Genomic DNA, 23,074 nt, shown 5'->3' with positions numbered 1-23,074 from the left:
AAATATGGACAGAGAACTTTTATTGAAATATAAAACAAATAAAAAACCATTTGAAGGCAGAACAACATACAGTAAATTAAATATTCAAATTACTGATTTGAGGTCTATTATTTTAGAATTTGTAGGATTTCTTGACTCTAATCATCTATTAGATTCAAGTATATATTTTGTTTGGGATTGGATTGAACATGACGATTATATTCCAACAAAAAAAATCGTACCAAAACAATTTTTACTTGATATCTTGAAAGATGATCAGACTTTTTACTCTAGCAGATCTGGTGATACTTATGTAAATTTGGGGTTCTGTGATCTAAACTTCAATTGGTATCTTAGAATTTATATTATTGATGAATATGATTTAGAAGTTGGTGAGGAAAAATCAGGGACATATTCTATATCATTAGGTGATAAATTATCTGAGAAGATTTTAGAAAACATTAGTGTGAAAAATAAAGCTCACTTTTTACAAATGAAGACAAGTGATTATTTTGGTTTGATAGATATGGATATTTAAGTTAATAGTTAGCCTTCGTATAACACACAGTCCTCGCAACTAAGGCTGCGAGGACTGCAAGAACGTTAGGCGAAAGCAAAAAAAACATTCGGGGAAAAAAATGAAATTAGAAAATAGAAAATACAATGGTGAAAATGCATCAAACTTTCAAAATAAAGTATTAAATAGAAATAGAACTTGGATTGATGATGAAGGTAAAGAATATGGACATATTAATGTTTACCAAGATTTAAAATTCAAAAAAGGTGAACCAATTCATATTAATCTGAATAGATGCTATATACATTCTGATATATCAATCGAAAAGATTGCTTATGCAAATGGGTATATAAACGCAGATGAATTTAAAATTGATTCCTTGAATATTCAGAATTCGATTATATTAGGAAAAATTGACTTTAAAAATGCAGTCTTTGGGGATGGCGATATTAATTTTAGTTTTAGCAAACTTGGAGAAGTAGATTTCAAATATACTAAATTTGGTGGTGGAGATGTTATTTTTTTTAGATCAATTGTTGGAAAATGTAATTTTAAGTATAGCAAGCTGATGGGAAATAGTGACTTTAGATTTAAAGAGGTTAATGAGCTGATTTTCGAAGATTGTATGATTAATGGATCTATAAATATGATATCTTCAAAAAAGCATAGGGTTATAATTAAACAATTGAGATTTGAACGTAATCAGCTATTAGGTGTTTTATATCTAGATTGGATTTTAAAAAAGACACCTACTGATATAATAAGAAACAATAAATTACAAGGTGATAAAATTGAAACATTGAGAATGCTAAAAGAAAATTTTAACAGACTAGGGAAATATGATGAAGAAGACGATGCTTATGTATTGTATAAATATTTGACAAGTAGAAATAAAAAAATACGAGTTTTTGATAACATTTTATATTATACTGGCGGCTATGGTACTGCACCTAAGAGAATAGCCATGTTTATTTTGGGAATTATATTTTCATTTGGGCTTTTATATTATGTACTACCTTTTTTTAAAGTTGAATTAAATGGTAGTGCAGTAAACATTTCGAATTTTTTTGATGGACAATATCTAAGTGGAATCACATTTCTAACAATTGGGTATGGTGATATTGCTCCATTTAATGCCTTAAGTAAGCTGCTCGTTGTTCTTGAAGGATTTTTAGGTGTTTTTTTTATGTCTTATTTCAGTGTGGCGGTCATGAGAAAAATATTGAGATAAAATTACTTGCCTTCGCCTAACACACAGTCCCCGCAACTTACGCTGCGAGGACTGCAAGAACGTTAGGTGAAAGATTATTTGGAATGAAATAAAGAGCTTGGGGGAAATATGAAAGAAGAACATTATAGAAATGGACTTAAAAAATTAAAAAAACTTGAACAGTATTTAGAAAAGAACAATCCAAATACAATTTATGATGACATCTTAGGAGTAATCAATAATAATAAGAAATTTTTTAAAACAAAAATTATCAAAGATGGAGAAATTTATTATCGAGCAAGAATTGGATCTTTAAAGTTTAAAGCAGCAGTAGATGACTTAAACATTACGTTTGAAACGCCATATTTTAATGATTTTATAGGTGCAGCTCCTCAATACAGTGTAAAAGGTGGACGCTTTAATAGAGCTGGATATTCATATATTTACCTATCAAATAATATTGAAACATGTTTGGCAGAGCTAAGGGCTGAAATTAATCAAAAATGCTCAGTAGCAAAATTTAAAGTTTTAGGAAATGTTGAGTTTCTTGATCTTACAAGTGATAGTGAAAATGAAATTTTTAATATTATTAAAGATTTGATGTTAAAACCTGTAAATACAGAAAACAGTTATTGTTATTTAATCAGTCAATTTTTATCTGAGATTATTAGAGATATTGGTTTTCAAGGTATTATATTTAGTAGTACATTATCCAATGGAGAAAATATTGTATCATTTTATCCATCAAAATTTGAATACATCAAGTATAGCGAAGATGTTTATATAACAAAAAAAATTGATTTTACCGTTGAAAAACTTAAAATGGATTATGAAAAATATGCCCATGATAGACACACTTTTAACACATATAATGAGGATGAAGAAAATGAAAAAGACAATTTAATAGAATATATCGTAGAACGGTTAGATTTTCGAAGTGAAGAAGATATAAAAGCTATTTTAAGTAAAACCAACAAGCTTGACAATTTTGATGAAAAATTAATGGTCTATAGTGATGTTATTGAAAAGTATTCTGGACACAGAAACTCTCGTGAAACAGTATTTACACTAAGAGGAAATTTTTATAGGGATAATAATATGATAGTTCCAGCAATTAATGACTATTACGATTCATTGTCTTCACGTATAAGCTATGAAAATTTAGTAAAGCAAATATTGTTTAAATTGAATGATGGTAGTGATTTGAACTCTTTTGAAAGTAGTATAGAAGATACAATAAAAAAATGTATAGAATGTAAAAAAAAACAATCCATTATGGACTTAGATAAATTAAAAAACAGCTTAAATAATTTGTACAAAAATAATTAATCCTTCACCTAACACACAGTCCTCGCAACCAAGGCTGCGAGGACTGCAAGAACGTTATAAGAAATCCAAAAGAGAAAAGAAAAAACAAAACTGATTAGTTAGAGAAGTGATTTATGAAAAAGTGTGATTATTTAGGTGAACTTATCGAAGTAAAGTTTGCATCACTCGAAAAGAAATAGTGAGCTTCGCTCAAAAGATTAGAAGATCTAAATATCTTGAGCTAAGACTCAAGATGAAGTTGGACTTCTTATAACACACAGTCCACGCAACTTACGCTGCGAGGGACTGCAAGAACGTTATGTGAAATTTGGGGGAAAATAAAAAGAGATTATTATAAAAAACAAAATGGGGGAGTCACATGACGGAGATTTTTCTTCTTGTAGCAGGTTTTTGTTATTTGATTTACATAGTTGCATTTAAGGTGCCAAAAGATATAAAGAAGGTAGAAGATAAGGTCGATTTATTGCAATTGCATATTAGAGAGATTGAGCTGAAGTTAAACCAAATTAATAAAAAGATTGATAAGTGAAAACTAAAAAGAGCAAATATTTATTGAAAATTTTAAAGTGTGTGAGAAGTATTAGAAATAGAATAGTGACCAAACTTCACATAACACACAGTCCTCGCAACTAAGGCTGCGAGGGACTGCAAGAACGTTAGCTGAAATTAGGAAGAAAAAAGAAACAATTAAAATCAAAAGTAGCAAAAGAGAGGATGACAAATGGGTGTAGTTTTTGGATTAATGACTCTGTTAAACAATGAATTGAAAATTGAAGTAATCAACTTATGGAATTACTTAGAAAGCTCATATGGTTTAAAAGGAGTGAAATCATTTTCTTATCCAAACATTAGCTACACAGGTGGTTTTTGCGATGATATTGAGGGCTTAATATCTATACTGGATTCAAGGTTAAGTCCTGCAACATTTGGAGTTGAAGTAGTACAAATTGATAAGTTTGAAAGTCCTGAAAATACAATATTTTTAAAAGTTGATAAAACAAAAGAATTAATAGAATTACATAAATGCATTTCAACTGTTTTAAATGAAGCCGGTTTGAAAACGTTTAATTTATATAATACTGAAAATTGGATACCTCATATTACAATTGCAATGAAAGACATATCAACGAATATTTTAGATGATGCAATTGAGGACTTAAAGAGTAAAGAAATTAACTTCAATAAAGGCATAATTGATAATCTTGCGTTAATAACTATGAACACTAAGAACGGTGATTATCAAATCGTTAAAGTGTGGGAATTTAAGAAATGAAATTAAAGGCGTATAACTAACTTCAGCTAACACACAGTCCTCGCAACTGACGCTGCGAGGGACTGCAAGAACGTTATAGGAAATTATTCAAAAAGGAGAATGAAACATGATTGACATTGTTGCAACAGATTGGTCACATTTACAAAGTTTACTTTTTCAGGACACACATGATAGTACATACCCTAATAGATACCGATCACCTTATGCATATAGAGGACTTCCTTGTAAAAACTATAATCTTGAGACTAGTTTAATTAGATTGAAAAATCCAAAAGATGTTGAAAAATCCCTTCTAAGAAATTTTGAAAAGTATACTAGATTTCATCATAAAATTGATTCGGTATGGGAACTCTTATCTGTTGCTCAACATCATGGATTGCCAACTCGGCTTCTGGATTGGACTTTTTCACCATTTGTCGCGTTACATTTTGCAACTGAAGAACCGGATACAAATGATGAGGCAGTTGTATGGTGTTTAAACATTCCTGAGTTGAACTTAAGTTTACCAGATGAGCTTAAAGAAATATTGAAAGAAAATGATGATGCTTTCGTATTCACTTCAAGTATGTTATTCCAAAATGATATTGATTTAGTAAAGTTTGATTCTTTCAGAGGTAATGATAACAGTCCTTATGCAATAATATTTGAACCGCCATCAATTGATGAAAGGATTATTAATCAATATGGTGCATTTTCCATTGTCTCAGATAAAAATCTAACAATTGAGTCTATTTTAAAGAATAATCCGAATATATTTAGAAGAATTATCATTCCTAAAGAATTGAAATGGGAAGTTAGAGATAAATTAGATCAAGCAAATATTAATGAAAGAACTATATACCCTGGTTTGGACGGAATCAGCAAGTGGCTAAAAAGGTATTACAGTTCAAGATAAGTATAATAACTTCCTATAACACACAGTCCTCGCAACTTACGCTGCGAGGACTGCAAAAACGTTATCTGAAATGAATTAGGAGGAATATCTAGATGAAATACTATTTCTATCAACCTTATATAAGTGATGAACAATATGAAATTAGTGAGGAAGAATATAAAGTGTTATCAAGTGCACTTAAGGAAATTATTAAAATTTTAGCATTACAGGAAAAATACAATTTTGTACTTAATAAATATAGTGAATATGAAGTTGGTGTATATAAAGAGACAATCGATTACATGATTTACAATCAATTTTCATGGGATAACAATACCACTAAAATTCATAATATCAATTCAACAATATTGAATTTATTTACAAGTACAAAACTATATTTCGAGTATTATAAATCTTTATTGAAGAAGCCTTATATTGAAAATGCTAATAGTTATATAAAATATATGAATAATCAATATGATACTGTACCGGGTTATTTTATTTGTGAAATATTAAGAGATTATTCACAACATAAAACGATGCCTTTAGTTGGAATCAAAATTGAAGGTATTAGAAATGGGAGTAAATGTGGACCTCTTGAAAATGGAGTAGCAAGTATAACTATGTCACCAAAGATATCCATTGAAAATTTAATTGAGGATTTTAACATAAATGAAAATAAAAAGAACAAATTGAGAAGTGAGTTCAATTCACATGAAGAAATCACTCCTTTTATAAGAGAATATGTTAAGTCTATTGGTGAGTTAAATAATATGATATGTGTTGAGTTAGATAAGTATGTTGAACAGTTATATGTTAATATTTCTACGATTTTTAATACATATAGCAGAGATATTAATTCTCTAGTCCATATAGTTAAATCTGATTTGGATACATTTCACACAAGTGATTTTTTTATTGAACCCTTTGAAAGGTATCGTTTTCTAAGAAAAAAATTATTAAAATTAAGATTTGATAAAAATATAATAATTCACAATTAATCACTTCAGATAACACACAGTCCTCGCAACTTACGCTGCGAGGGCTGCAAGAACGTTAACTGAAATTGAAAAAAAGAATGATAAGATAAAGGGAAAAAAAGATGGAAAAAATATATAGACTTAATAATAAGTTTGATGAGAAAGTGATCAAGTATAAACTTTTGATTATTTTACTACTATATCCTTTGATATATTGTATTATAATCTATGTTTTTGCAATTTTTTTAAATAATCCTTTTGGATTAAGAAACTATTCAAATCAAAATTTAGGCTTGCTTATGTTCTCTTTTATTCCAGTTGAATTGTTTAGTATTTTTTATAGGGTTTTTGAAATCACGCAAAAGACTTTTACAAATTCATCTGATTTTACTAATTCTTTAAATTTCTTAATAAAAAGCTATATTGAGATTGTTTTATTGTTTGCTATCTTATATTCAGTTGTAATTTTATATTATGATTACTTTGAAATAGTTGAAGAAGTAAAATGGCTCTCTACAATTGATAGTAATGGAAAAGAATATAATAATCTCAAACAGATTGTTAATTGGGTTGATGAATATGGATATAAGAACCTCCTTGAGATTACTGGTACAAATAATAAAGACTATTACAACAATATATTTATTTGGGATAGTAATAAAATTGCTAATCAATTTCAAGTATCTTACGAATATGCTATTAGTAAATTAGTTGATTCTATATATTTTAGTGTAGTAACAATTACTACTGTTGGATATGGAGATATATCAGCAAAGGGTTTAATTCCTAAGATAATTGTAATGTCGGAGTTGTTAATTGGACAGTTCCTATTAATTATTGGAGTGGGTATTACTTTTCAAAAGTTTATAAGACAGCAATAATCAACTTCAGTTAACACACAGTCCTCGCAACTTACGCTGCGAGGACTGCAAGAACGTTATAAGAAAGTGTGGGTTGAGTTACATAGAGAGAAGCGGTACTTGATTCATTAAAATAAGATGATTTTAAGTTGAGCTAGTGGTAAAAAGCGAAAAGAAATAAAGTTCAAAAGATAATTGAAGATCAAAAGATCAAAAGAACAAGTTTGTTTTATCGCGAACTAAATTTAGGATGCTTCAGTTTGTTATTGGGAAGGTTTTATATCCGAAATTCAATTGGAGAAGCAAACACCTTCTTATAACACACAGTCCTCGCAACTTACGCTGCGAGGACTGCAAGAACGTTATGCGAAAAGCAATTAGGACTAAAAATGCTACAATATATCTTATCAATTCAAAAAAGAGGAGTATTATATGTTTAATTTCTTTAGAAAATCAAAAACCCTTGAATTTATAAGAGCTAAAATTATTGCTATATATTTAGATAATTTTATAAAATCCAATTATGGAAGTATGCAGGATGAGTGGGGAAATGATTGGTGTGAAAAAAGTTTTAATGATTCTATTTCGTATTTTAAAACTGAAGTTCCAAATATTAAGTTTGAAATGGTAGTTTCAATTATTGGAAGTTTACAAAGTGATTTTGATAACTATTTTATATATGATGCATATGCTGTTCTATATAAAGTGTATTTTGGAAACAACGTTCCGAATATTGAATTAAATAAATTAAGAGAAAAGTATAAAGAAGAAGTTGAACTGCGAGGTTTAAGAGATGCTTTAAATAATTATTTTGAGAAAAATAAGTTGCTCTTCGCATAACACACAGTCCTCGCAACTTACGCTGCGAGGACTGCAAGAACGTTATAGGAAATGCAAAAAAATGGAGGATCAAATGAATAAAAAATCGAATACATACGGGAATATGCCTTCGATTAAGAAGTTAGAGAACGAGTTGAAAGGTCTAAGATTACCTTTAAGACTATTTGCATCAAAACAATATAAAGATTTTAGGAATATTGAAGAAAATCTTCAAAGTATGGTTAGTAACATTGATAAATACAATGAACGATTTAGTGAGTTCGGTTGGATTGCATACGATTCGATTAACATGAATTTTGTCGAAAATACGAATAAAGTTTACGAAAGTCAGGGCTTCACACCTGCTGAAAATGAAATAATAAATTATTATAAGTCAGATGATGTAAAACAGGTTATTCAGTGGTTAAAATTCAAGTCTGATGAATTCTTGAAAAGGTGTAATTTAATCGAGCTTGCATATAATGATCATTTAGAGGGAAAATATTATTCAAGTATTCCATTATTTTTAATTATTTGTGATGGTATAATTAATGATTATACTAAAAGAAAAGGATTTTTTTCTGCCGAATCGTCAAATGAATGTTGGGATTGCTTGGTTGGAAGTGATAGTGGTTTACAAAAGTTAAAAGACATGTATTTTGTATCAAGAAAGAAGACAAATACCGATCCTATTACTATGCCGTATCGAAACGGAATTTTGCATGGTAGAGACTTAAATTATGACAATATTTATGTATCAAGTAAATGTATTGTTCTGCTACTTGCAATTGGCGATTGGATTGAAAATAAAAAAACTGAAGATTATAGAAAAGAAAAATTTGAAAAAGATTCTGTATCCAAACCATTAGGAGATGTAATAAGAGATTATCAAAAGCATTTAGCAAATAGACAGATAATTAGCGAGTGGAAGTCTAAAGAAATTGTTATTGATATAGATGTACCTAGAGATGGTATTATGGATTCTTATGTTGGTTTTGAATATGTTGAGAAATTCTTAGAATTATTTAAAAATTGGAAATCAAAAAACTATGGTGAATTATCAAAAATCCTTGTAAATATATATAAATTTGAGAAGAATGAGAAATTACATCCTAAACTTTGTAAAGAGATGTTTAAAGATTTAATTTTAATCAAGTATGAAATCCTTGAAATTGAAGATAGAGCTATATGTTTAAAGAGGATTTTAGTTGAAGTACAATGGGAAAAATTTTCGCATATATACAAAGAAGAACTTGAGTTTGGAATACTTTATAAAAGTACAACTTCAAAGCTTGCACTTCCTGGAGATAACGGCGGTGAATGGGAATTAATGCCATGGAATGTAAATGGATTATATAAAATAGAATTATAGTAGTGCACTTCCTATAACACACAGTCCTCGCAACTAAGGCTGCGAGGACTGTAAGAACGTTAAGTGAAATTCGGAGGCGATAAAATGAGTTACATAAAATCAATTGTTGACAAACATAAGTCAAAAGAAATCAATCCTATTAATCAACTGCTATATATAGATCCGCTTATAAAAAATTTAGAGTATTGGGCAGATAGATATTTGCAATCAATATCATATTCTGGTTCATATGCAAAAGGAACTTCGATTAATTTAGGTTCAGATTTAGATTTATTTGTCTCTCTAAAATCGGATACTGATTTTACATTAAAAAAAATTTATGAGTCTCTCTATGCCTTTTTAATTACAAAGTATAGTAATGTAAGACAGCAAAATGTGTCTATTCGAGTAGTCACTGGTAATTATGAAATTGATGTTGTTCCAGCAAAAAATGATAAAGGAAATACAAATTATCACAAACTATATACTCGAAGAAAAGATAGTTGGATACAAACCAATGTAACAAATCATATAAATATTGTAAGAAATTCAAATCGAACCGTAGAAATATCTGCATTAAAGATTTGGAGAAAAAACCACTCAATTCGTTTCCCATCCATTTATCTTGAGTTAGTAGTAATTGAAGCATTGAAAGGAAAAAAAAATGGTGACTATGATGCAAATGTGTGGTCAGTATTTCACTTTTTAATAGATAATATTGAATCCATTAAGGTTATAGATCCTTCAAATACTAATAATATAATATCAGACACTCTAAACGATTCTGAAAGGAAGACTATTAAATCTAAAGCAATTGATGCAATAAATCAGAAAGACTGGAGAAATATACTATGGTAAATCAACCAACCATTACACAGTTATTTGAATCTTTTCAAGTAGAAATGTATACAAAATTAACTGGCACTAGAGCATTTATTAAGCATCCAGGCACTAAAGGACAAATAAGTGAAGTGGAATGGATTAATTGGCTCAGTGATTACTTGCCCAAGAGGTATAGTGTTGGAAATGCATTTGTAATTGATTCTAACAATCAAATAAGTGACCAAATTGACTTGGTAATTTATGATAACCTGTACTCACCATTTGTTTTTAACTCGAACGGTGTAAAATATATACCATCGGAGAGCGTATATGCAGTTTTTGAAATTAAACAAGAATTGAATTCTCAAAATATCGATTATTCTAGAGCGAAAATTAGAAGTGTTAGAGAATTAGCTAGAACCTCTGCAGATATTATTCATGCTGGTGGTAAGTATTTACCAAAAACTCCACATAAAATATTAGGAGGAATTATAACCTTAACTTCAACTTATGATTTTTCAAAGTCAACTATCTTGCATGACAAGTTATTACATGATACTGAATCGGAAATAATTGATTTAGGACTATGCTTAGAGCAAGGTGCTTTTTCTATTAAAGATAAAGTTGAGATTAGCAATATAGAAAACGGATTATTATTTTTTTTCTTAACATTGCTTGAGGAGTTACAATCAATAGGAACTGTATCAGCTATGAAAATTTCAGAATATAAAAAACACATTGAAATGAAATAGGAACTTCACTTAACACACAGTCCTCGCAACTTACGCTGCGAGGGACTGCAAGAACGTTAGACGAAAGCTAGGTTGAGTTACATAGAGTGAAGCGATACTCGACTTATTTAAGTAAGTTGGTTATTTGACCGACTTAGTTAGAAAAAATCGAAAAGAAATAAAGTGCAAAAGAGAATAGAAGATCAAAAGAATAAGGTTATTTTATTGCGAATTTAGATTAGGATGCTAAAGTGTGTTTGAGGAAAGTGCTTTTGGAAAATTCGATTTGAAGAAGCAAACGCCTTCGTCTAACACACAGTCCTCGCAACTTACGCTGCGAGGACTGCAAGAACGTTAGACGAAAGCTAGGTTGAGCTACATAGAGTGAAGTGTTACTCGACTTATTTAAGTAAGTTGGTTATTTGACCGACTTAGTTAGAAAAAATCGAAAAGAAATAAAGTGCAAAAGAGAATAGAAGATCAAAAGAATAAGATTATTTTATTTCGGAGCTAGTTTAGTATGCGAAAGTGTGTTTGAGGTAAGTGTATTCGGAAAATTCGATTTGAGGAAGCAAACGCCTTCGTCTAACACACAGTCCTCGCAACTTACGCTGCGAGGGCTGCAAGAACGTTAAGCGAAATTATAAAATAAGGAGAAAGAACAATGATAATAAAAGAAGTGAAAATAAATAACTTTAGATCAATAAAAAATACAACTCGCGGAAATGTTACTCATCTGAACTTAACAGAAATTACAGCCTTTGTTGGAAAAAATAATTCTGGCAAATCAAATATTTTAAAAGCGTTAAATCTGTTTTTCAACAATTACATTAGTAATAGAAATAACTTAGAATTTGATAGAGATTTTACTTATCAAAACAAAAATAAAAAGAAACTCACGAAGGAGATACGGATTGAAGTTGAAATTGAACCTCCAAGTGAAGAAGAAAATTTATGTTCTTTGGGAAATATAATATGGACAAAAGTATGGAATGAGTCCGGATTAGTTGAAGAGAAAATAATTTATAAAAATACAGGTGAAACAATGAAACCTGATAATAGAGTTAGATATTATCGGTTTTTACAATCAATTAGATATCGATATATACCAGCGGTGAAGTCTGATAATTATTTTAATGAACTCATGGGAGAGCTATATATTGTGCTTTCAGAAAATAATAAAGATATTTTTGATGAAGTAATGTTTACTGATAGTTTGCGTAAAAATACTATGGAGCTTTCCAACTCAATAAAAAGCAATTTATCAATTCAGTCTTTACTAAGTTATAAAAGCAGCTTTAAGGCGGTATTTAGCAATTTGAAATTTCATGATGAAATTACCAATATATCGTTAGATGAGATGGGTGATGGTATAAAAGCACGCTACATACCAATAATATTGAAATACTTGGCAGATCAAGAATATAGTAAAGAAATGGTGAGAAAGAATCCAAAGATTTATACCATATGGGGGTTTGAAGAACCTGAGAATAACCTTGAAATTAGTTCAGCTTCAGAATTAGCAGATTACTTTGTAAATGATACTGTGCAAGAAAAGTATATTCAAATTTTATTAACAACACATTCACCAATTTTTTACTCTCTTTCTAGACGAAATGATGAGATAGCTACTACTTATTTTGTAAGCCAGGATAATGAAAAGTGTACAATAGTTGAAAAAATGAGTTCAAGAAATAATAATTTAGATACGAGAATGGATTTAGAGTACTTAGTCAAAATGTCAGCAACTTGGGAACAATCACTTCAAGAGAAAAATCAACTTGAAGAAGAAATAAAAAAACAAAAACTAGACCTTGAAAAAATTAGTAAACCTACATGTTTTGTTGAAGGAATTACGGATAAATTAATTTTGGAACATACAATTGCTAAAATTGATCCAGAATTACTACACAAAATTTGTATTGAAACAAAGCCTAATGGTGCTGGTGCTGAATGGGTTAAAAGAAAAATTGTGGGTTGGATGTTTAATGAAAAGAGCGAAAAGTGTTTTGGAATTTTTGATGGTGATGAAGAGGGTAAAGAACATTTCAAGAGTTTATCAAATGATAAATTATTAACGAAAAGATATCAAGATTATAAGGCAAAAGGAATAGTAAATGTAGTTAAATTAGACGCTTTTAAACATGATTTGCTAAAGAACGACATGATATCGGCAATTACATTAGAAGAGTTTTATAGTGGAAGCACATGGAGATACGCTGAAGATAAAGGTTGGTTGATAGAGAAGAAAAATTTATGGAAAGAGAAGATACCAGTTAACCGAACTATAAGTTATATTGAATTTATCAAAGAAGAAATTATAAGTAGAAAACTTAATGAAGATGTTCTATATTATCATCTTTATAAAATTGATGGGAGTAAAAAAGAAGAATTAGCTAAATATGCAATTGACAATGACACTGACTTGATTTACAATCTCAAACCATTGATAGAAGATATGATAAAATTCTTTAAATAACTTCGCTTAACACACAGTCCTCGCAACTTACGCTGCGAGGACTGCAAGAACGTTAAGCGAAATTAGTAATAAGGGAGTGAAATATGAGTAAAACTTTTAAAGAAGACGACTTGTTCAAAAGAGAAAATTTGGCTAAAGAATTAACTAAAATGATTGAAGAGACAGAGCAGCCTTTTTCAATAGCTATTGATTCATACTGGGGCTCAGGAAAGACTACATTTTTGAAAAAGTGGGAGAATTCACTAAATAAAAAAGGATCAAAAACAATATATATTGACGCATGGAAAGTTGATTATTATATAGATCCCATAATTCCAATTGTAGGATCTATCAATGAATTGTTAGACCTTCAAAATGCTGATTTTAGTGATGTAAAAAGTGCATTTTTAATTATTATGAAAGACATATTAAAAAACGTCACAAAAATAAACTACGATGATATAATTAACTCATTTTCAAACATGACTCGAGAAAATTCTACTCTTTATGTAAATTATGAAGAACAAAATAATTTAATAAATACAAAACTTGCTGACTATGCTGAAAAGAATGGTAAAGTATATTTTTTTATTGATGAGCTTGATAGATGCAAACCTTTGTTTGCAATAAATTTTTTAGAAAGAATTAAACATTTTCTAACAATACCTAACTTTGTTTTTGTATTTTCTGTTGACTTAAAACAATTAGGCGAATCAATAAAACATGTTTATGGAAATATAAATGTAAATTCGTACTTTAGAAAGTTTTTTGATATAACGTATAATTTACCAGCACCAAAATCAAATGTTTATTTTAGATTTTTACTCTCTCAAACTGATATTATTAATGACGATAATAGTGACTATATTAGTGTTTTAATTAAGTTGATTGAACAGAATCCAGTTATAGGATTAAGAGAGTGCGAAAAAATTTATGAAATAATTCGAATTTCAAATCATAAATTTATAAGTATTCCTGAAACAGAGTTCATAATACCGATAATTATTTTAACTAAAGTTTTAGAACCAAATAAATATAGAGAATATATTAGAAAAGAAACAAATTGGGATATTGAAAATGGTCATCTATGGAAGTTGTTTGAAACATATAATTCAGATTGGGATCATGTTGTTAAACTATTCAGCATCCTTGGAGAGATAAATTTCCATAAGAGAGAGGCGTTGGTTCGTGATTTGAAATATAAAAACATAACCATTAATAGGTCAATTGCAGATATTGCAATTAGATGCATTGAATTTGGAGACATTGGTTAACTTCGCTTAACACACAGTCCTCGCAACTAAGGCTGCGAGGACTGCAAGAACGTTATACGAAACAATAAAAGAACGGGGTGATAATTTAGATTTTGAACAATTAATTGCGATGCAATACCTTACACTAGGTGTGAAACTACAAGGGGGCTACATATGAAAAAAATTGTGTTGTATTCTATTGTGATACTTATTATAAGCTTAATTAATAACCCATCTATTGCGATGTCAAGTTTTACTGATGATTCTGATTTGACTTATATATCAATTGATAATACTCATTCTCATGAGAAGTTATCTGAACCCCTTATCACACCAAATGTGGTTGCAGCTTGTCCTTATGGAAATGGAATATGTGATGCAGTTTCAAATGGAACTGGTAAAGTCTATTTGAATGGAAATCTAGTTATTATTGGGGGAGCTTGGCAATGTTCCAAATGTTACACAATATATGTAACTCAGAATTCTCCATTATCGGGCTACCCAATCGGAAATTGGGCTAGCAGGGGCTGGTATTCGCCGATAAGTTATAATGGCTGTATTATGGAAGTTACTTCAATTAGTTATACATCAGCATCATCAATTCCAGGTGTGTCATTCAGGCTACTTGACTTATAAGGACAATCTAAAAACTATTATTTGATTTAAAGACCATACCTAGTGTAAGTTGATTTTGAGGTTTAATAATAAACTTAATTAAGGCGGAGAGGTGAAAAATGATCAAAAATAAAAGATTTATAATTATGAGTATATTAGTTTTTGTAATTTTGTTGTTAGGTATATTTTATTACATATTTTCTAAAAATAATGAATTAAGTTCAAGTGAAAATGTAACTGAATATTTTTTGTTAAAAAGCTATAGCGTCAGCGCTGGGGATATTGAAAAATATAACCGAAACATCGAAACTGAAAATACTATTGAAAAATATGAAGCAAGAATAAAAAAGGAATATTCGGATTACTTCACAGAGAAAGGTATGATTTTATCAATTGCTAATAGAGATACTGAGTGGCTGATTCAAGCCGCGTCAAATTATAAGTTTACAACAACTGTAAAGAATATTACATTAACTATTCGTGAAGAAACTACATCAAAAAGGGTTTATGACTACAAATTATTATTAGTAGTAGAATTAGAAAATAAAGAAATAATTGAAAATGAATACTTTGGGTACATTGAATTTTCATTAGAAAAAAACAAGTGGCTAATTGATAGGTGTAGAATTGATCAGGATTTAAAATCAATAATCAATTAATCGCTTCGTATAACACACAGTCCTCGCAACTAATGCTGCGAGGACTGCAAGAACGTTAGACGAAAGCTAGGTTGAGTTACATAGAGTGAAGCGGTACTCGACTTATTTAAGTAAGGTGGTTATTTGACCTACTTAGTTAGAAAAAATCGAAAAGAAATAAAGTGCAAAAGAGAATAGAAGATCAAAAGAATAAGGTTGTTTTAGTGCGGATCTAGTTTAGGATGCGAAAGTGTGTTTGAGGAAAGTGTTTTCGGAAAATTCGATTTGAGGAAGCAAACGCCTTCGTCTAACACACAGTCCTCGCAACTTACGCTGCGAGGACTGCAAGAACGTTAGACGAAATTCATTAAAATAATAAGGAAAAAAATTGAGTCGTCATCTTGTAATTAATTTACTTATTTATTTAAATTAATCTAGATTTTTGGAAGGAAAAGTTATGAGAGTTCAAATCAAATCTTATAATATAGATAATAATAAGATAATGATCTATGGTGTTACGAAAATCGGAGATTTGAAAGGTTACTGGATATCTACATCTGAGCCATTACTTGACGTTCTTTACGATGTGGAATTGTCGTTGCCTTTAATTAAAGAAGGTAGTTTAAGAATTTTTCAAACAAAAGAAATGTCTGCTAAAGTAACAGCGGATTATGATTACGTTTCATTTAGAGGATTATGTGAGTGGATAGATGATGATATATACGTGATTAGGTTTGATGTAAACTGGTTGGAAATGTTGGAAATAGAGACTGTTAATTTAAAAAAAGATGACTTTATTGAGTTTAAGGTACCAATATCAAGTATTGAAATATATCCAATTAATTTTGATTAAACATATAAAAATCATTCGTGAACTTCGTCTAACACACAGTCCTCGCAACTTACGCTGCGAGGGACTGCAAGAACGTTATGTGAAATCCCAATAGTGATAATAAACATAGAATAGAATTAAAGTGAGGATAAGTGATGAAAAGAACAATAATGATTTTTCCGGAGTTTGAAAACATGAGTGTAATTGATAGTATTAGAGAAAAATTTGATCCGTTAGCTCATCATGTAAACCCACATATTACATTAGTTTTTACATTTGAAAGTGATTTAAGCCCAGAGGAACTGAGAACACACTTAGTGAATAGCTTATCGGATATAGAGATATTTGAGCTGTCAATGTTCAAAATTGTTAAGATAGACAATCAGTTAGGAAAATTTCTCTTTCTTCTATTGGATAAAGGAGTTGACCAAGTAAAGAAAATCAGTTCAAAACTATATACGGGTATATTGGAAGATCATAAACCAGTGTGGTTAAATGAGGAGACCTATTTACCTCATATGACATTAGGCAGCTTTTCTTCTAAAGATGAATTAGAATCGGCATATAGCGAGGCGATGACGTATGATGCTTTATTTAAGACCGTAGTTAAAAAAATATCGGTAGAAATAATTGATGAAAATGAAGATTCAATAGTAGATATTGAGGTTGCATTAATATAAGTTTTCTGAAAGAGACAGAAGTGATATTAATGGATATTAAGAAATTAGGGAGTTCAATATGTAGTTTGAAAGTCAGAGACATAAAAATGAAGAATATGGGACTTCACATAACACACAGTCCTCGCAACTAGCGCTGCGAGGACTGTAAGAACGTTAGCTGAAACCTCAAGAAAAGGAGAAATAACAGTATGACACCAGAGAAAGATCTGCAATACACATTAATTCAATATCTAGAGCTTAAAAATCTAAAGGAACTAAGTAATGTTATTAAACACTCGAGAATTGTATATGATCGGAAATGGGCTTTTTCGGGTGTAGTTAGTAATCAAAGGCAATTAACAATTAATCTAAAAACACCAATTGCATTCAAATCAATGCTTGAAGAAAATATTAAGTTAATTGAAAAAATGATTTTTGAAATATATGAAGATGATGATGACTATTACGCTAATAAAGTTGAAGTAACCGTTCTAGCTTCAAAGGTTACAAAGATTGAAATTGACGAGATTGATCGAGAAATAATTTCAGATTCGATTTATCAAAATTTCATTAAAGAAATTTCAAACATGAAATTGGACTTGATAGAAAAATCGTATTTATACGAAGCTTGCGAATGTGCGATGAGAAATAACATATTGGCTGCAACTACTATGCTGGGGTGTGCTGCAGAGTATTTACTTATTAATTTGTGTAATGCATATTATGAATTTTTGAAAAATAATTATACAAAATCAGAGTATGAGAGCTATGAGAAAAAAGTCATAAATGCTAAAAGTGCATATAATAGATTAGATGAATTTTTAAAAAGAGTAAGTTCAAATGTTGATATTTTTCAAAAGGTTGGGTTTGAAAATCCAATTTTAAATTTCAACTTTTTAGATATCATACGAAAAGTTAGAAATCAATCAGGACACCCAACAGGAGATAAAATTAGCCAAGAAGAGCTGCAAATGACGATAGGAAATTATCAACACTTTATTAAATTGGCGCACAAAGCAATTGATGTATTCCCTAAAATGATATTGTGAGGCGTCAGCTAACACACAGTCCTCGCAACTAAGGCTGCGAGGACTGCAAGAACGTTAGGTGAAAAACTATAAAATAGGGGAGTAAAAATGACCAATAATATTGTGAATTTAATAATCACACTAGCATTTACAATTGTTACAGGTAAATTTGTAATGAAATCAGTTAATACTTATGCAATAAAATATAAACGTCAAGTTTACTATTTAGAGTATTTTAGAAGCATTATGTTCACCTTCTTTATTTTTGTATTATTGATGATAATACCTAAAAATATTGATTTGTTGAAGAATATTGGAATATTAATCTACTTTGTTACAGTTTCTTTTGTTTTAGTATTAGATACGAGAGTAGGAATTAAATTTCAGATATTCTTGAGGAAGATCAAAAGAATGCTTATTCAAAATCTTGTTCTGATATGTACGGCAATTCCTTATTCAATTCTATTATTTTACGTATTTAATAACTATAACAATTTAGGATTGGAAGAAAAATCAAGGTACACTGGTTACTTTATTTTGGGAACAATTCATTTTTTAAGTTTTAGCTATTATGCTGTAAATGTTTTAGAAAAGTTTTATTTAAAAAAGAGAATTATAAAAATAATTTATAAGGATAAGAATGAACAATCTGATATTTTTGATGAAATCTTTGAAAATAAAAATGAGTATATTCTTTTTAAAACAAAAAACAAAGAAAATCAGAAGTCAATAATTTATGAAACAATAATCATTTCAAAAGATGAAGTGAAAAAAGTTCATATAATTTATGAGACTGAAACATTTAATTAGTTCTTCACCTAACACACAGTCCCCGCAACTTACGCTGCGGGGACTGCAAGAACGTTATACGATATTGGGAGTTAGGGTAAGGGCGAGATGGTGTCTTTCTAAGTGATTGGAGTCAATGCGATTGACAAGGATTTTGTTACATAGTGTTTTTAATGTTACGAGTTTAAGATGATTCCGAGATCGTAGTTTAGAAGTTAAAGGGAAATGCCCGAGAAACGTATGGGTCGAAATCCGGTTAATTAGAGTCGCAACCTTTATACTTAAACTGCCTGGCTTTTGTGCATGAAAAACCTGTCTTATTTCAGTCGCTGACGTGGCTCGCTTCTGAAAAAGCGAGGGAAGGGGTCGAAGCCTTTTTTAGAGTGGTTAAGTTTGAAAATCTCTCCACCTGCGTTTCTCGGTCAAGATGGTCCAACATCGTATAACACGCTTTTCCCGAAATTGCTTTTGTCACGGAATTTGCGAGAAAGTAAGGAATGGCTAGAAGGTATTATAAGAGTAGTTCTTGAATATTAAAGGTGAGGGCAAATTCCGCGCCAAGTTTCCCTCTGAAGAGTGAAACACAGCAAGATCGGAAACAGCTAAACCGTTATGTGAAATTTATAAGGGAAAAGAAAGGACAAAAAGCATGGGATTAATGATTCACTCACTAGAAAATATCCCTGAAACAGCAAACAGGGATTACTTTATTTACTTGTTGGATTACGGCTGGAATGAACCGATTAGTAACGCACTCAGAGATAACTTTAACACAATGGCTGATATTGCAGCCACCAATAAAGCTGTTGTTATAAAAGGGACCGTTGGATCTCACTTTAACAATGAAGTTTTATCATGGCACCAGATTAATAACAGAGATGCTGAGGAGTTATTGCCAGCATTATTAATAACTAATAAACATCCAAAATATTTTAAAGAAAATAATGACGGATTTAAGAAAAAGCAAAATTATGTAATACAAGCAAAGAGTAATGATATGGTTATGCTAATTGTACCGTTTAAGAAAATTTGTAAAACAACAAGTGATGTAATAACAATTATCAATAAGATTTTTAATGATATAACCGATAAAAGGGGAATTATTGAGTTTCGTGTTGTTGAAGAAATGAAAAAGGGGTTCGGGGCAGCTATATGTAACGCTGTGATACTTGAACCTAATGTTGGCGGGATTGGTATAAATATAAAATCGTTAATAGAAAGCATGAGAGAATAATAAACTTCACATAACACACAGTCCTCGCAACTTACGCTGCGAGGACTGCAAGAACGTTAGATGAAATTCAAAATGAAAGGATTAAAGAAATGGACAAAAATCGGATACTAGCAATTTTTGCTCACCCTGACGATGAGTATACATTCTCAGGATTAATAACAAAATTGATTAATTCAAATAATGAAGTTGCTTTTATATGTGCGACTAAAGGTGAAGCTGGAAGAATACGAAATAAGCAGTCTGGATTAAACAATGAAGAAATTTCAAAAATACGAGAACGAGAATTTATAAGTTCTTGCGAACATTTAAAAATACATAAATATTATTTTCTAGATTTGATTGATGGCGAATCTTTAAAATGGGATAAAGAAGAATCTGTCGAAAAAATTATTAATATATCATATTCATTTAATCCAACTCATTTAATCAGTTTTGATAAGTATGGCGGAAACGGTCATCCCGATCATAAAGAAATCTCAAATATAACTCATGAAGTGCAAAACCGGTTAAAAAGTACCGAACTAATTCAAATCACAAAATACCCATCAAGTTTTGCTAAAACTAAACTTTGGTGGTTGCCCAAAAAAGTTAAAACAAAAGTTACATCTAAAATTTGTAGAAGCGATTTAGACAGTTATAAATTAATAAAATTAAACAGACAAGAGTTAAAATCAAAGATGAAATTAATTGAAATATATAAAAGTCAATTTCCAGATGAAAAGAACAAGTATTTTGGTCAACCAATTGCATTATTAAAATTATTTGGTAAATATGAGTGCTATGAAATTGGAAGTGAAAGCTTTTTAAAAGAAGTTTAAAGGTGAACTTCATCTAACACACAGTCCTCGCAACTTACGCTGCGAGGACTGCAAGAACGTTATGTGAAATCCCAATAGTGATAACAAACATAGAATAAAATATAAAGTGAGAATAAGTGATGAAAAGAACAATAATGATTTTTCCAGAGTTCGAAAATATGTGTGTAATAGATAGTATTCGAGAAAAATATGATCCGTTAGCACATCATGTAAAACCACACATTACATTAGTTTTTACATTTGAAAGTGATTTAAACCTAGATGAAATGAGAACACACTTAATTAATAGCTTATCGGATATTGCGAAGTTTGAGTTATCAATGTATAAAATTGTTAAGATAGACAATCAGTTAGGTAAATTTCTCTTTCTTTTATTGGATAAAGGAGTTGACCAGGTAAAGAAAATCAGTTCAAAACTATATACTGGGATATTGGAAGACCATAAACCAGTGTGGTTAAATGAGGAAACCTATTTACCTCATATGACTTTAGGCAGCTTCTCTTCTAAAGATGAATTAGAGTCAGCGTATAATGAGTCGATGAAATATGATGCTGTATTTCAGACCGTAGTTAAAAAAATATCGGTAGAAATAATTGATGAAAATGAAGATTCAATAGTAGATATTGAGGTTGCATTAATATAAATTTTCTGAAAGAGACAATAGCGATATTAATAGATGTTAAGAAATAGGAGAATTCAATATGCAGTTTGAAAGTTAGAGCCATAAAAATGAAGAATAAGGGACTTCACATAACACACAGTCCTCGCAACTTACGCTGCGAGGGACTGCAAGAACGTTAGACGAAATAATAATATCAACATATGATTGGAGAAAAAATGACATTAACAACAGATATTTCAAAATTAAATTTTGTAAATAGTGAGAATAGCAGTAAACCGAGCTATGATTTATCACAAAAACAAGTATATTTCTGTATTTACATGAGCGCTAAAGGTGAATTAGCGATAATTGGTGAATTAGATAATAATTATTTGGTTTGGTGTTCATTTTCTAGCGTTGTAGACAAAGAGATAAATAGGGCAATATTCGATTTTGTTTCAAATTCTAACTTTACAAATTACAGTCAATTATATAGAGTGCTTGAGAAAAATAAATATAATGAAATTAAGACGTGGCATCGAATCATGATTACTAGGAGTATTAATGAACCTAATGTATGCTGGTATACTCCATTTGGTGCAAGATATGGAAATGACATAGAAAATCACGGTAAGTATTTTTCAACAGGCATTATTTCTCATTTCAATGAATTAGGTCAAAAATGTAAGTATAGAAATGCTAGTGGTTCATATTTCTCAATTCTAAACTCGTATTTAGAAATATTAAAAAATGAACTAAATGAATTCGAAAAAGATAATAATACGATTCATTACTATAATGTACTTCAACTTATTTCAATACTAAAAGAAGAGAGCTATTTAAAGTTAAGTGAGGATTCAATTATATTAAACAAGTATATTGAATGTCTTGAATTGTGTGATCAATTGTATAACAGATACATGTCGTTATCAAGATAATTTAAAAATTACTTCGTCTAACACACAGTCCTCGCAACTTACGCTGCGAGGACTGCAAGAACGTTATATGAAATTCAGTAGAAGATAATTAGGGAGACACTTTGATGAGTATTTATAATTATGATAGCATGATCATTAAAATTTCATCAGATCAGGAATTTTCATTAAAATCTAAAGATGACAAAACAAATTATTAACATATTCATAAGTTATTACATTCAATTAATGGCGAACAGTATTCAACTAAATACTCTGTAATAGTAACCGACCAAGAAGATAATGTTAGAAATAGTGCAATAATTGTTGCTGATAATGCTGGAATTTTACAACCACATGAAGATAGCGCAGTTATACAAAATAACAAAATAATCATAGTTATAGGATGCTACGTTGTTGCTCTTAATTTACATAGTTTATCGTTAATTTGGTCTTTAACTACTGAGAATTGTTACGAATGTTTTTCTG

24 protein-coding genes are annotated in these 23,074 nt (G+C 29.9%); all 24 read left to right on the top strand.

Annotation, left to right across the window (positions count from 1 at the left end; all coding sequences use genetic code 11):
• Nucleotides 1-4 precede the first annotated feature (4 nt).
• The 24 genes from AC4PID_RS01115 to AC4PID_RS01000 all read left to right on the top strand — a co-directional run bounded on the left by AC4PID_RS01115 (nt 5) and on the right by AC4PID_RS01000 (nt 22,609).
• Nucleotides 5-517 carry a hypothetical protein gene (locus tag AC4PID_RS01115; protein ID WP_492133748.1) on the top strand — a complete coding sequence of 171 codons (513 nt, stop codon included), beginning with the start codon at nt 5-7 and terminating at the stop codon, nt 515-517.
• 100 nt (nt 518-617) lie between these two features.
• Nucleotides 618-1,727 (top strand): potassium channel family protein, encoded by a 1,110-nt coding sequence (locus AC4PID_RS01110; protein ID WP_492133747.1) that lies wholly within the window; start codon nt 618-620, stop codon nt 1,725-1,727.
• 108 nt (nt 1,728-1,835) lie between these two features.
• The gene (locus AC4PID_RS01105; RefSeq protein ID WP_492133746.1) at nt 1,836-3,035 is read left to right on the top strand and encodes an RES family NAD+ phosphorylase; all 1,200 of its coding nucleotides are present in this window, start codon (nt 1,836-1,838) and stop codon (nt 3,033-3,035) included.
• Nucleotides 3,036-3,393: 358 nt separating this feature from the next.
• Nucleotides 3,394-3,564: a hypothetical protein gene (locus tag AC4PID_RS01100; RefSeq protein ID WP_492133745.1), complete on the top strand. Its 171-nt coding sequence runs from the start codon at nt 3,394-3,396 to the stop codon at nt 3,562-3,564.
• 192 nt (nt 3,565-3,756) lie between these two features.
• Nucleotides 3,757-4,308: a 2'-5' RNA ligase family protein gene (locus AC4PID_RS01095; protein ID WP_492133744.1), complete on the top strand. Its 552-nt coding sequence runs from the start codon at nt 3,757-3,759 to the stop codon at nt 4,306-4,308.
• Nucleotides 4,309-4,414: 106 nt separating this feature from the next.
• Complete coding sequence (locus tag AC4PID_RS01090; protein WP_492133743.1) at nt 4,415-5,203, top strand: FRG domain-containing protein; 789 nt, start codon at nt 4,415-4,417, stop codon at nt 5,201-5,203.
• Between the two features lie 92 nt (nt 5,204-5,295).
• On the top strand, nt 5,296-6,183 hold the full coding sequence (locus AC4PID_RS01085) for a hypothetical protein (RefSeq protein ID WP_492133742.1): 888 nt from the start codon (nt 5,296-5,298) through the stop codon (nt 6,181-6,183).
• Nucleotides 6,184-6,284: 101 nt separating this feature from the next.
• A complete protein-coding gene (locus AC4PID_RS01080) occupies nt 6,285-7,043 on the top strand; it encodes a potassium channel family protein (protein ID WP_492133741.1) in 759 nt (252 codons plus the stop codon).
• Nucleotides 7,044-7,454: 411 nt separating this feature from the next.
• A complete protein-coding gene (locus tag AC4PID_RS01075) occupies nt 7,455-7,862 on the top strand; it encodes a hypothetical protein (protein ID WP_492133740.1) in 408 nt (135 codons plus the stop codon).
• 73 nt (nt 7,863-7,935) lie between these two features.
• The gene (locus tag AC4PID_RS01070) at nt 7,936-9,213 is read left to right on the top strand and encodes a hypothetical protein (protein WP_492133739.1); all 1,278 of its coding nucleotides are present in this window, start codon (nt 7,936-7,938) and stop codon (nt 9,211-9,213) included.
• Between the two features lie 84 nt (nt 9,214-9,297).
• Nucleotides 9,298-10,050, top strand: a complete 753-nt coding sequence (locus tag AC4PID_RS01065) for a nucleotidyltransferase domain-containing protein (protein WP_492133738.1) — start codon at nt 9,298-9,300, stop codon at nt 10,048-10,050.
• Entirely contained in the window at nt 10,044-10,766 is a 723-nt protein-coding gene (locus AC4PID_RS01060) for a DUF6602 domain-containing protein (RefSeq protein WP_492133737.1), read from the top strand. Before AC4PID_RS01065 ends, AC4PID_RS01060 begins: the two co-directional genes overlap by 7 nt.
• A 643-nt stretch (nt 10,767-11,409) precedes the next feature.
• Nucleotides 11,410-13,224 carry an ATP-dependent nuclease gene (locus AC4PID_RS01055; protein WP_492133736.1) on the top strand — a complete coding sequence of 605 codons (1,815 nt, stop codon included), beginning with the start codon at nt 11,410-11,412 and terminating at the stop codon, nt 13,222-13,224.
• Between the two features lie 83 nt (nt 13,225-13,307).
• On the top strand, nt 13,308-14,477 hold the full coding sequence (locus tag AC4PID_RS01050; RefSeq protein ID WP_492133735.1) for a KAP family P-loop NTPase fold protein: 1,170 nt from the start codon (nt 13,308-13,310) through the stop codon (nt 14,475-14,477).
• A 153-nt stretch (nt 14,478-14,630) separates the two neighbouring features.
• Entirely contained in the window at nt 14,631-15,092 is a 462-nt protein-coding gene (locus AC4PID_RS01045) for a hypothetical protein (protein ID WP_492133734.1), read from the top strand.
• 98 nt (nt 15,093-15,190) lie between these two features.
• Nucleotides 15,191-15,730: a hypothetical protein gene (locus AC4PID_RS01040; protein ID WP_492133733.1), complete on the top strand. Its 540-nt coding sequence runs from the start codon at nt 15,191-15,193 to the stop codon at nt 15,728-15,730.
• Nucleotides 15,731-16,166: 436 nt separating this feature from the next.
• Entirely contained in the window at nt 16,167-16,562 is a 396-nt protein-coding gene (locus AC4PID_RS01035; RefSeq protein WP_492133732.1) for a hypothetical protein, read from the top strand.
• Nucleotides 16,563-16,696: 134 nt separating this feature from the next.
• Nucleotides 16,697-17,221, top strand: a complete 525-nt coding sequence (locus AC4PID_RS01030) for a 2'-5' RNA ligase family protein (RefSeq protein WP_492133731.1) — start codon at nt 16,697-16,699, stop codon at nt 17,219-17,221.
• A gap of 188 nt (nt 17,222-17,409) precedes the next feature.
• Nucleotides 17,410-18,249 (top strand): hypothetical protein, encoded by an 840-nt coding sequence (locus tag AC4PID_RS01025; protein ID WP_492133730.1) that lies wholly within the window; start codon nt 17,410-17,412, stop codon nt 18,247-18,249.
• Between the two features lie 87 nt (nt 18,250-18,336).
• Complete coding sequence (locus AC4PID_RS01020; RefSeq protein ID WP_492133729.1) at nt 18,337-19,038, top strand: hypothetical protein; 702 nt, start codon at nt 18,337-18,339, stop codon at nt 19,036-19,038.
• A gap of 628 nt (nt 19,039-19,666) precedes the next feature.
• Nucleotides 19,667-20,251 (top strand): hypothetical protein, encoded by a 585-nt coding sequence (locus AC4PID_RS01015; RefSeq protein ID WP_492133728.1) that lies wholly within the window; start codon nt 19,667-19,669, stop codon nt 20,249-20,251.
• A gap of 89 nt (nt 20,252-20,340) precedes the next feature.
• The gene (locus tag AC4PID_RS01010; RefSeq protein ID WP_492133727.1) at nt 20,341-21,069 is read left to right on the top strand and encodes a PIG-L family deacetylase; all 729 of its coding nucleotides are present in this window, start codon (nt 20,341-20,343) and stop codon (nt 21,067-21,069) included.
• 119 nt (nt 21,070-21,188) lie between these two features.
• Entirely contained in the window at nt 21,189-21,713 is a 525-nt protein-coding gene (locus AC4PID_RS01005) for a 2'-5' RNA ligase family protein (RefSeq protein WP_492133726.1), read from the top strand.
• A gap of 194 nt (nt 21,714-21,907) precedes the next feature.
• Complete coding sequence (locus AC4PID_RS01000; protein WP_492133725.1) at nt 21,908-22,609, top strand: hypothetical protein; 702 nt, start codon at nt 21,908-21,910, stop codon at nt 22,607-22,609.
• Nucleotides 22,610-23,074: the final 465 nt, after the last annotated feature.

The organism is Fusibacter sp. QWL-12 (genome assembly GCF_058683495.1).
Note: the sequence above shows the minus strand (reverse complement) of the source record. Positions and strands in the feature narration are given on the sequence as shown.